The 11901-nt window shown below is 42.9% G+C and carries 10 protein-coding genes and 1 pseudogene; 8 read left to right on the forward strand and 3 right to left on the reverse strand.

Features of this window, described 5'->3' with window-relative positions; translation table 11 throughout:
* Nucleotides 1-10: 10 nt before the first annotated feature.
* A pseudogene (locus B050_RS0108795) lies at nt 11-352 on the reverse strand (glycoside hydrolase domain-containing protein); the annotation flags it as partial.
* 209 nt (nt 353-561) lie between these two features.
* Here B050_RS0108795 and B050_RS0108810 point away from each other — a divergent pair.
* The 5 genes from B050_RS0108810 (at nt 562) to B050_RS0108835 (ending at nt 5927) form a co-directional block, all read left to right on the forward strand.
* Entirely contained in the window at nt 562-1986 is a 1425-nt protein-coding gene (locus B050_RS0108810) for a circularly permuted type 2 ATP-grasp protein (RefSeq protein WP_018473547.1), read from the forward strand.
* 12 nt (nt 1987-1998) lie between these two features.
* The gene (locus B050_RS0108815) at nt 1999-2979 is read left to right on the forward strand and encodes an alpha-E domain-containing protein (protein WP_018473548.1); all 981 of its coding nucleotides are present in this window, start codon (nt 1999-2001) and stop codon (nt 2977-2979) included.
* Nucleotides 2976-3719, forward strand: a complete 744-nt coding sequence (locus B050_RS0108820; protein ID WP_018473549.1) for a hypothetical protein — start codon at nt 2976-2978, stop codon at nt 3717-3719. Before B050_RS0108815 ends, B050_RS0108820 begins: the two co-directional genes overlap by 4 nt.
* Nucleotides 3709-4572, forward strand: coding sequence for a transglutaminase family protein (locus tag B050_RS0108825; RefSeq protein WP_018473550.1), 864 nt, complete (start codon nt 3709-3711; stop codon nt 4570-4572). The genes B050_RS0108820 and B050_RS0108825 overlap by 11 nt, the downstream gene beginning before the upstream one ends.
* Nucleotides 4573-5066: 494 nt before the next feature.
* A complete protein-coding gene (locus B050_RS0108835; RefSeq protein WP_018473552.1) occupies nt 5067-5927 on the forward strand; it encodes an endonuclease/exonuclease/phosphatase family protein in 861 nt (286 codons plus the stop codon).
* 781 nt (nt 5928-6708) lie between these two features.
* Here the strand turns inward: B050_RS0108835 and B050_RS0108845 are convergent.
* Entirely contained in the window at nt 6709-7212 is a 504-nt protein-coding gene (locus tag B050_RS0108845; RefSeq protein WP_018473554.1) for a DinB family protein, read from the reverse strand.
* A 355-nt stretch (nt 7213-7567) separates the two neighbouring features.
* On the opposite strand from B050_RS0108845, the gene B050_RS0108850 reads away from it, so the two are divergent.
* The 3 genes from B050_RS0108850 to B050_RS0108860 are packed head-to-tail and all read left to right on the forward strand — an operon-like array spanning nt 7568 to nt 8661.
* A complete protein-coding gene (locus B050_RS0108850) occupies nt 7568-7798 on the forward strand; it encodes a DUF2798 domain-containing protein (RefSeq protein ID WP_018473555.1) in 231 nt (76 codons plus the stop codon).
* Nucleotides 7791-8231, forward strand: a complete 441-nt coding sequence (locus B050_RS0108855) for an EVE domain-containing protein (protein ID WP_018473556.1) — start codon at nt 7791-7793, stop codon at nt 8229-8231. The genes B050_RS0108850 and B050_RS0108855 overlap by 8 nt, the downstream gene beginning before the upstream one ends.
* The gene (locus tag B050_RS0108860) at nt 8218-8661 is read left to right on the forward strand and encodes a MarR family winged helix-turn-helix transcriptional regulator (RefSeq protein WP_018473557.1); all 444 of its coding nucleotides are present in this window, start codon (nt 8218-8220) and stop codon (nt 8659-8661) included. Before B050_RS0108855 ends, B050_RS0108860 begins: the two co-directional genes overlap by 14 nt.
* Before the next feature lie 151 nt (nt 8662-8812).
* On the opposite strand, the gene B050_RS0108865 is transcribed toward B050_RS0108860, so the two are convergent.
* Nucleotides 8813-11656 carry a glycoside hydrolase family 2 protein gene (locus B050_RS0108865; RefSeq protein WP_018473558.1) on the reverse strand — a complete coding sequence of 948 codons (2844 nt, stop codon included), beginning with the start codon at nt 11654-11656 and terminating at the stop codon, nt 8813-8815.
* Nucleotides 11657-11901 lie beyond the last annotated feature (245 nt).

Here is an 11901-nt window from a genome sequence, read left to right on the forward strand (position 1 = left end):
TCCGCTGAATTCAGTGGATACCAGCCCAAAGTGCTCCTAAACTTCCAGAAAAGACATTTCTCCAGCAATCGTCCATCCCTGAGAGGGCCAGACTATGCTCCCCAATTCCATAGTAATCCACCAATAGCTTATCTATTATTGCTTGGGATTGCTCCGCTATACCCACAAAATAGTAAGAATATGGTGCTTCATGATCTGGCTGGTTCCTCAGACAGTAGGGTCTCAGGAAGCCAGTCACATTCCTTGCAATATATTCAGGATTCCAAGGTTTTGTAAACAAAGTATCTAATTTTTGCTTAAAAGGATGCTTTCTCCCATAGATTCCCCCGGTGCCTGTCTTTTGCGGAGGTAGAAATGATAGGTAATACCACTAATGGCCATTAGCGCATTGGGCTGGTCAATTTTACGGAATATGATAACAAATGACCTTTTTTAATCCAATTATTAATATCAAATCGAAAATCAAAATTGGTTTTTCCAAGAATCTTTTCAAAAAATTGTTTCAAAATTAAATAATCATTAAATTATAAGAACATTTTTTACAAACTCAACCATTAAAGTATGGATTTAAGCAACTATCAGTGCAAGGGGCTTTTTGATGAAATGTTTCTGGAAGACGGAACTTGTAGGCCTCATTATCAACAATTTGAAAAACTCTTACAAAAAGCGCATCCCAAGAAACTCAAACAGGTTCAATTTTCGGCCAATAAAACCCAGTTGGCCATGGGCATGACCTTCAATGTGTATCATAATGAGGAAGGATTAGAGAAAATCCTACATTTGGATATCATTCCACGGATCATCCCCAATCAGGAATGGCTGGAGCTCGAGGCGGGCCTTAAGCAGCGGATAAATGCCATAAATAAGTTCTTACAAGACATCTATAATGAGCAAAAGATCCTTAAGGATGGTATAGTGCCTAGGGACTTAATAGAAAATAGCAAGGATTTCCTGAAGCCTTGTATAGGCCTGACGCCCCCTAAGGGCATCTGGTGTCATATCACCGGGACGGACCTGATCAGAGATATCAATGGAAAGTATTATGTACTGGAGGATAATCTGCGCTGCCCTTCCGGGGTATCCTATATGCTCGAGAGCCGTGAAATCATCAAGAAGGCCTTTCCTAATATCCTCAACAAAACGGGGGTCATGCCTGTCTCCAACTATCCTGCACGCCTACTTCAGATGCTCCAGCACCTCTCCAATAAAACTAAACCCGTGGTGGGGGTGCTGACACCTGGTATTTACAATTCCGCCTATTTTGAGCACTCTTACTTAGCGCTACAGATGGGGGTCGAGCTGGTTACAGGGGAGGATTTAGTGGTCAAGGACAAGAAAGTATATATGCAAACCACGCAGGGATTTGAGCAGATAGACGTGATTTATAGACGAATTGACGATACTTTCTTAGACCCTGAGGTCTTTAATCCAGACTCTATGCTGGGAGTTCCCGGATTATTTGAAGCATATAAAGCCGGCAATATTGCGCTAGCAAATGCCCCGGGCACAGGCGTAGCGGATGATAAGGCCGTCTATGCTTATGTACCAGAGATCATCAAATACTACCTCAATGAAGAACCTATTCTCAATAATGTACCTACTTATCTCTGTCGAAATCCCGAAGATAGACAGTATGTCTTGGACCATATAGAAGAGCTGGTGGTCAAGGAGACCAATGCTGCGGGTGGCTATGGCATGCTCATCGGACCAAAATCCACTGCTGAGGAGCATGAGAAATTTCGCCAGCTGATCAGCGCTAATCCTAATAACTATATCGCCCAACCGACACTCTCCCTATCCACGGTGCCCACGCTGATCGAGGAGGGTATCGAATGCCGCCACGTGGACCTTCGTCCCTATATTTTATATGGAGAGGAAATCGATGTGGTGCCTGGAGCGCTGACCAGGGTGGCTCTAAAAAAGGGCTCACTTGTGGTCAATAGCTCACAAGGCGGTGGAAGTAAAGATACTTGGGTACTCTATTAACTAAAATTTATTATGCTAAGTCGTGTTGCAAATTCTATATATTGGCTGGGGAGATATCTCGAAAGGGCAGAAAATTACGCCCGCTTTATTGATGTAAACTTTAATCTGATGCTGGACCTGCCTCCGGGCATGAAAGCTCAGTGGGAGCCACTGATCCTAGCGACCGGTGACCATGAGATGTATTTAAAAAATAAAACCACTTTCGATAAGCGATCGGTAATATTTTTCATGGCATTGGATCGAAACAATCCTAACTCCATCATCTCCAGCATTACCAATGCCCGGGAAAATGCCCGGATCATCCGAGAGAACTTAAGTAAAGAAACCTGGGAGAAAATCAATGAACTCTACCACTTCCTGATTCGGTATAACGAGAGGAAAATCTGGGACAATAAGGATCCTAGAAGCTTTTTTGAGCAGATCAAGGTGCAGATTCAGCTCCTCTATGGGCTGGCAGATAGTACCGTCGCCCGTACGGAGGGCTGGTACTTCCGGACCTTGGGCATGTACCTGGAGCGTGCCGATAAGACTAGCCGAGTGCTGGATGTAAAGTACCATACGCTGCTCCCCTCTCCTAAGGAAGTGGGTGGACCTTTGGATTTCCTGCATTGGACGGCCTTGCTGAAATCCGTTTCTTCCTTCAATACCTACCGGAAGATGTATGGAACGATTGACTCCAGCGGAGTGCTGGAATTCCTGATCTTCAACCGGCAGTTTCCACGCTCCATTTTCTTCTGTCTCAAAGAAGCGGAAGATTGTCTGCATATGATTTCTCATACCAGTTCTAATGATTTTAAAAATGGAGCGGAGAAGGAAATTGGAAGTTTACGGTCAAAATTAGCTTTTAGTGATATCGATGATATCATCAATAGGGGACTGCATGAGTCGATTGATGAAATTCAACAGAAAATAAATATTATATCATCAGAAATAGAATTAACTTTCTTTCAAGTTAAACCGAGTAATACTACTCAAAAACAAGAAGAAGCATGACCTTTTGCTTAGGGATAAAAACCAAACACGGAATAGTAGGGCTTAGCGATACTAGGATCACCTCCGGCAATGAAACCACAACATCTAAGAAAGTCTTTGTGGTCAATAAGAACAAGCATAGTTTCTTTGTCATGACCTCGGGCCTGCGCTCCGTAAGGGATAAGGCTATCACCTATTTTACCGAGGCAATAGGACAGCAAGATGATAAATTCAATAAATTATACAAGACGGTAAACGAACTGGGCAATCAAATAAAGCAGGTAGCCACAGAGGATAAGGAGCATTTGGAGGAAGCTGGCCTGCAGTTTAACCTCCACGCCATCATAGGAGGTCAGCTCCAAGATGATGAGGAGCCTAAGCTTTATTTGCTATATCCACAGGGCAACTGGATAGAAATTCAGAAAGGAACTCCCTTTGTGATTATTGGCAATAGTGGCTTTGGGAATCCTGTGCTGCGTCGATCCATTACCTTTGATGAAAGCTTGGAATTTGCGATCAAAAGCGCCTTCCTGGCCTTCGATGCCACTCGGATTTCTGCCAATGATGTGGACTTTCCTATAGACACCGTGGTGCTAAAAAATGGTACTTTCTCCATTACAGAACATCGATTTGAGCAAAACGAATTGGTACACATCTCTGATTACTGGAATACGCAGTTGAAAGAGGCCGTTACCCATTTGCCAGCGGATGCACTAAATAGGGCGTTTGGTTACCAGGAGGCTCAACTCGATGAACATTAAGAAACGCCTCCGCATCAAACATTGGACAGCTTATACCTATGATAGTCCTGTAGAACTGACGCCTCAGAAAATCCTCCTTTCTCCATCCACCAGGAGGCATGTGCATATTCTGTCTCATAAGACCGAATTTTTGCCTCATCCTCAGGGCGTAAATCAACGCCTGGATATGGAAGGGAATCTCTTTCAGCAAATTTGGTTTAATCAAAAGATCAATTATTTCGAAATCAATAACCTAATAGAGCTGACTACTTCGGCGGTAAATCCCTTTGAATTTATCATCGAAAAAGGCTTCGAACAGGTGGATCAATTTGGCAATATTACCTTCCATTATACAGACGAAAAAAAGACCTTCCTGAGCCCTTACCTGATTCATCAGGTGTCCTCTCCCATCCGCAGTCTCTCTGCTCAATACCTCAACAAAAGTGATGGAGTGGTAGATTTCATGGTAAAGATTACCGCACACCTGCATCAGGTATGTGACCATATCATCAGGGATGATCCGGGAATCTGGGAACCTGAAAAGACTTTAAAAGAAGAAAAAGGCTCATGCAGGGACCTTGCTTGGTTGCTGATAATGATCCTCAGGGCAGAAGGAATTGCCAGTCGCTTTGTAAGTGGCTATGCTTATAATCCTGAGCTAGACGAAAACCACGAGCTTCATGCCTGGGTGGAAGCCTATTGTCCCGGAGCTGGATGGATCGGATTGGATCCAAGCTTGGGATTACTGACCGACCACGGCTATATCCCCCTATCAGCAAGCTATCTCGCTCACCTGACGCTTCCCGTGATCGGCACCTTCTCCGGAATTGCCTCCTCAAATCTTGAAAGCACTGTAGAAATTAAAGAGTTCTAAAACTTACTATTTGGTAAAGGGATAAGCGATTATTTACCATGCTTATCCCTTTATTTTTTTAATCTTTCCATAATCTCAGCCCCTTCCTCCTCACAAAAGGAAAAAATTCCCTGGCATACTATATAGATCCATTCTTCAAACATTCACCTGCCATAGCCTAGAAGGTGATTATAGAGATATATGGTACTAAACCTTTTTAGCAAGGCACACTACTACTCTTTCTAACAAACTTCACATACAAATAACTCTAAACGGGTTCCTTAGTCCTGCTTTATTTAATATCTTTAAAGATGCATAATAGCGGAGAATGAATCTAACCATAATCCACCAAGCCTCAGCCTGCTAAAATGGAAGACGATATATGGCGATTGCAATGCAAAAAAACATATGCTACACATTGAAGATGAGTTAATTACACTATAATTAGCGATAAATAATAAAGAAATCATACCCTACTCATCCCAGATTAAGGTATGAACTAAATAAAATAAACTATGAAAAAATATTTCTCCCTACTATTCCTTCTTCTGATGGTATATGGCTTCACCGCCCCGGCATTACAGGCACAACAGGATGACCTGACCATCGCCACCTTCAACCTTCGCTATGACAATCCTGGTGACGCCCCCAACAACTGGGATAATCGTAAGGAAGTGGTAGTAGATCTGATTCAATTTCATGAATTTGAAATCTTTGGGATCCAGGAAGGACTTCATCACCAAGTAGAGTATTTGGACCAGGAGCTGGGCGACTTCAGCTATGTCGGGCATGGTCGTGATGATGGGAAGGAAAAAGGTGAGTATGCAGCTATATTCTATGATAACACAAAATTTAAGGTGCTGGAAAGTGCTATCTTTTGGTTGGGAACAGATACCACCAAACCGATAAAGGGCTGGGATGCCGCCTTGCCAAGAATCTGCACTTGGGCCAGAATGGAGGACTTAAGATCTGGCAAGCAATTTTACTTCTTCAACACTCATTTTGACCATGTAGGGACCGAAGCTCGCCAGGAGAGTGGCAAATTGATCCTAAGCAAAATCAAAGAGGCTGATAAGGCGGGGATTCCGGTGATGCTCACAGGAGACTTTAATGTCGATCAGGAAAATCCTGCCTATTTATTGCTGGAGGACTCCGAGGAACTGAAAGATTGCTATGAAGCCGCTGCGGTCCAATATGCGAATAACGGAACATTTAATAGCTTTGACAGCTCCAAAACCACCAACAAACGTATAGATCATATTTTTGTAAGTGAATTTTTGGAGGTTAAGAAATACGGAATTCTGACCGATACCTATAAAAACCGCTACCCATCGGATCACTTCCCTGTCATGGCGGTGATTGAGTGGGGCCATTGAGGAAACACAACTTAGCAGTAATTATAAACCAAAGCAGTCCAAGGCTCTCGCCCTGGACTGCTTTTTCATATCATCTTATTTTTTAATTACGGGAACATCCAGTTGAATAATCTGCGGATAAAACTCAGAGTTCCATTATTTTACTTCCGATGGATATCGCCATTTGAGCCCCATGGAAACTATATAGGTCCTTTCTTAATGGATTCTAGTCATTGTCTGCGATCAGGAAGATAGTAAGGCAAGATCAGCTCCTTTGCTTAGTTCATATTTTCATCAACTATTAAAACAGCAACTTTAGGGAGCCAAATGGCAAGGCAAGGACATCAGAAACTCCAAAAGTCATAATGATCTCCTGCTTTTTGGAATATAATACTGAAAACCTACACTTGTTCCCATTTATGACTGATTTGCGAATTAATGCGTCTTACTGTCACCAATCCTTGGAATGGCCACCTTATTTGGCCAAGCCATTCTCAACACCCAAGCGGGCAGAATTAGAAGCGGTAGCCAATTTTAGAAGATAAGGCGAGGAAGAACTTTATTAACCTTACTAACCTTTGATCACTTCTAAAACTTTACCCCGAAACTGATCCCATATGATTTTACTAATAGTCTATTGGGACGTTCATTCGTATATCCTAATAAAGGAATCGAACCTTCCAAATCAAAATAGTTTTGTTCAAAAAAGATATTCGCATTTAAATTAAACGCATCCCGTTTGAGAAAAGGAAAACCCAAGCCTAGTCTTAAATTATTTCCACTATTGAACTTATCCACGCTATTATCTCTCCCAAAAGAAGGGAGGCTCGATCCCCATTGCGCGGAGGTAAACATAGGCCTGGCCTCTATGGTGAATCTCATTGTCCACAAAATAGAGTAAGGTGTTATAGTTGAGACCTTCATATTGGCCAAAGGCCACCTCTAACTGCTGAAATCGCTCAGGACTAATCGTAGGCCAAGTATCATCGATGATCTTAGTCACCTTATCCCAAAGCTCCAAAAGACCAGCCTTGGTGGAAGGCATGGACTTGGTATGATCAAACTCCTCCACCTTCTCCCATTTGCCAGTCGCTAGGCTTTCAACTCCGGGACCTGCAATCTCGATCATCTCCATCACCATTTGCGCAAATGGGCGCATCCCTCCTATCGAAAAACTAAACAACTTATCCTCCGGAAAAGCCTCAATGGCTCTTCTTGTAAGGCTTCTGTGCCCCTGCCAATGACCCAACATGGCTGCTGTGCTGATAAATAATTCCTGGCTGCTTGCTACTTCCTGCGTTTTCATGTTTTTGTCTTTAAATGGTAAATATTAATTTGTATTACAAAGAAAACACCTGCTAGTGACAGCCCTATGTCAGCAGTGCTCAGCTATTTTTAAAAAACTTATCAATGCTCCTCCACTCCATTTCCATCAGGTCCCCATATCATGATAAGAATAGGAAATATTAGTAAGGTATATCCCTCACGAAGCACTTAGCCAAGAAGTTCATAGGCCTAAGCCCCCTACCAAAACTGATCTAAAACACACAATAACCTTTTCCTACTGAGTCTTAACCGCTGATTTTGAACAAAATTCACTCGTCACTTGTATTTAGTAGTCGTATATATTATATTTACAACTACATTAAAATAGTATAATTATGAAATTTACTCACAAACAACGAAAGATCACCTTTGGCCTGCTAATGGCATTTTTCATGGCTTTTACCATGTCCTTTCTCATGGTCCTTATTAATGTGGGCTTGACCCCTTTCTTTTTGTCCATTTGGATGAAAAGTTTTGCATTAGGTTTTGCAGTGGCGGTGCCCACTTCCATGCTCGCTGCCCCACTTTCTCAGAAATTAATCAACAAACTAGCTCCTCATGAATGATAAGAAACCCAGATATTGGATCATAACCGCCTCCAAGGAGCATGTCAAGGAAGGGGTGAGCGGGGGCTTTGCTCAGGCTTGCCATGGAAAAGCCAGTCCGCTAAAAAAGATGAAAAAAGGAGACTTTGTCATTTACTATTCCAGCAAAGAGTTCTTCAATAAGCCTCAAAAATGTCAGCAATTTACGGCGATAGGCCAGGTGCTATCGGAGGCTCCTTATTCTTATGAAATGTCAGCGGATTTTTGTCCTTCTCGATTAAATATTGAATTTTTGGAGACTAAGGATTTGTCTATACTCCCTTTGATCGAAAGTTTGGATTTTATTCCTAACAAATCCAAATGGGGATACCCATTTCGATGGGGCACACTATCCATTAGTAAAGGCGATTTTGATACTATAGCTAACTTAATGATCATTGATGAAGGAAATTAATTTTGATTTCGACAAACCAGAGGATAGTCTTGGCTATTTACTTTGGCAAACGACGATGCAATGGCAACGACAGATGAATCGTGCTTTGGAGAAAATAAATTTGACACATACCCAGTTTGTGATCTTGGCCGCCTTAGGCTGGCTACAAAAAAAATCTAATGCGGTGACCCAAAAAGAGATTGCTGACCATAGCAATACCGATAGGATGATGGTGTCCAAAATACTGCGCACCCTGCAGAAAAACGAATTGATAGAGCGAAGGGAGCATGAGACAGACACTCGTGCAAAATGTGTATTTCTAACTCCAAAAGGGCGAGAAATACTCCAAAAGGCCATTGAAATCAAGACATTATCAAATAATACTTTCTTCAGTAAACTATCCGATCCAGCTAATTTCGGGCAGGAATTGAGAAAGATTACAGGAAATTGAAAGGCACATATTGAACCTTATTATGGCTATGTCGCCTCCGGTTTCCTGAGGCGAAGAACTAATTATCTCCATTAACCTCATCTTCCAAAAGCAAAAAGAAAGCTCCAGATCAAGTCCAGAGCTTTCTTCTTTAAGGATAAGCGTAAAAATATTAGTGGTCGAATATAAAGGTAAACTCCATATTAATGGCCTCATCATCATTGCCAACGATGGTTTGTGCATTCCCATGAGGCCCTAATTCATCTGCCGTGTGGAATTTGGTCCCTACAGGAGGGATATTTTTGACAAAGGAGATATTGCCTTCAGGAAAAGCAGGAATTCCCGCTCCATTCTTAGGGTCAGAAGGCTGTTTTGGGGTAAACATTCTCAGGAAAGTGAAAGGAGATTTACAGTAAACTTTAAATCCATTCTCATGCTTCCCCTGCACATTTAGCCAGTATACATTGGAGAAAAATCCTTTAAATTCGGGATAAATAAAGCCTTCTTCCCCCGTTACAGTGTCATTATACTCATTCTCCCATAGGCCAAATTGCGTTCCTTTGGTTCTATTACGCCAGACCCGGTAAGGTCCATCCCCTATCCATTGCTTCGCTCTCACTTCCTCCTCCGGAAAGGAGAAAGTAATGCCCTTATAGTCATCCAGGTTTTTTCTGCTCTTCATGCTCACCATTAGATCCAACTGTCCGCTGGGGTAAATGGTCCAGCTAATCTTATCAGAGCTTATCCGCTTTTCGGAAGACCACTGCTGGGTATTATCTTTCGCCTCAAAGAAGATGGTCAATATGAGTTGATCTCCCAGGCGTTCCTGTAACACCGTATCCACCTTCGCTGACTGTCCCAGGATCAAGGGGCCACCATTTAAAGGGATAGAGTTCCCTAAGCGCTCAAGCCCCATGATTTGCCCGTTAATTTTGGAGAATCTATAGGCAAAATCGGAGGTTTTGACAGTAATATGATCTCCTATGTCCTGTACCTCCAGCTCCTGATCGGCTGTAGCATGTGAGATAGGAAGTTGCTGCTGCTCGGGGGACTTTACAGGATATGACCAGGTGAATAATTCCTCTCCTTGTGGACCATGAGCAGTAAGGTATAGTACGTCGGCCGACTGCCAATCATCAATCAATGGGACCTGAAAGCTTCCCCTATGGCCAGGCTCCAAAGCAGGCAGGCTTAGCTCCTGTCTGGCAAGAATTTTCTCCGCTGGCGTAGTGGGTAAACCCGTAAATTTCACCCATTTGGCGTACATTTTACAGTGATTCAACGCCGTAAAATGAAATCGATTTTCTATCGTAAACTTCCCATTAAATCCCTCACGGATAAATCGATTTTCGATAAAAATGGGTGACCAAATTTCTTTTATAGTATAAAAACTAGCTTCTTTTTCGCCATATGGCCCAATTATCCCATCGGCAGCGTGATTTCCATCGGAGTCCAGGACCCCATCCTTATCCACACGCACCACCGCCTCATCGGCAAAGTCCCACAGGAATCCTCCAGCGCCTAAAGGCATCTGCCACATAAGGTTCCAGTAATCCTCAAGTCCAGCCCCATGGCCCCCATCATACAGACCATGCATAAATTCGGTAGGGAAAAATATTTTATCCTGGGAATAGGCATCGTAAGCAAGTCCATGATATCCTCCATAATGCACGGTATTGGTTTTGCGGAATACCGCCCAAGGATGTATCACCTCACGCTGCTGGATATCCCACAAAGCGTAATCATCGTCCAGCTCCGGGTTCCATCCGCCTTCATTCCCATTGGCCCAAAGGACTATCGAGGGATGATTGACATCTCTTACCACCGTCTCACGGACGAGTTTACGTCCCACCTGGGTATCTAATGCGGGGCTCTGCCAGGTGCAGACTTCGTCAATTACAAATAGTCCCAATGAATCACAAGCATCCAAAAAGTGCTTATCGGGAGGGTAATGAGACATTCTCACCGCATTCATATTCATCTCTTTCATCAGCTGAACATGCTCTATACTCAGTGCCTTGGACATGGTGCGGCCAGAAGTAGGATAAAAAGAATGCCTGTTGACTCCTTTAAATTTTATCCTTTGACCATTGACATAGATCCCATCTCCTGCCCTTACCTGCACGGTTCTGAATCCAATCTTCTGCTGACGTTGATGAAGAATATTCTGCTCATGGTCTAGCAGATTGACCTGAAGGATATAGAGGTTCGGCGACTCAGGATTCCATTCCCGGACCTCTTTCGCGAAGGTCTTTAGCGTCCATTTCCCGGCCGTTCGGGAGGCGATGGTGATGGGTAATTCCTGTACTTCCTTTCCTTCATCATCCAATAGTCTAGCTTGAATTTCATGAACATTGGAGGAGTTAAAAAAAACATCCGCCACAATACTGCCATCCGCCCTGGCGTCAATAGCTAGTCTATCGATAGGATCTGCGGGGAGCACCTCAAGGTAAACAGGTCTGAAAATTCCGCCAAAAATCCAGAAATCTGCCTTGCGTTCAGCGAAATTTATAGACTCATTAGAGGAGCTCTTATTCACCTTCACCTCCAAGGTATTTTCTGCTCCATAATTCACCAAGTCATTGATCGTATAGTTGAACTCATAAAATGCACCTTGGTGAATTTCACCAGCTAGCTTCCCATTCACTTTTACCTCTGCATCCGTCATCACTCCCTCAAACACCAACTTTACCGTCTTGCCTGCCCAAGTCTCTGGAGCCACAAAAGTCGTTTTGTACAGTCCATATTCATTCAGCCGCTGCTCAAAGGGATCATGGCCATAATTATAGGCTCCAAATCCCTGCAACTCCCAACAGGAAGGCACCCCTATTTTGGACCACTTGCCGCTGTTCATACCTGCGGAACAATAAAAATCCCAGTCCACCATATCGTCTTTTCCCGTGCCAGAGAGGTATATTATCTGTGTTTGGCTCTCGCTTTCCTGCCTTCCATATACATTCAGAAAGGTAAACATCAGTAAAACGATCAAGCCCAAGGGCCTATTTTGTAATTTCATTTCTTATTCTATTATGGTTATTTTATTAATTGGGTATAGCATTTTTCTTATTTGAAGTCTGGCGATTAGATCCAGCTGGTTTTTATTTCCTGCGGTGGGTTTTCCACCACTGCTTTTGAGGCGGGCTATTTCTTAACTTAATAGCCTTTGCTTTCCCTACTCTGGGTCTAAGGCAGAATCAATGGATCAATTAAGGAATAATTTATCAAAATTGACTACATTTAACGTCACTTTAACGGTTCCTA

The organism is Echinicola pacifica DSM 19836 (genome assembly GCF_000373245.1).
In the GTDB taxonomy this organism is placed as follows: Bacteria; Bacteroidota; Bacteroidia; order Cytophagales; family Cyclobacteriaceae; genus Echinicola; species Echinicola pacifica.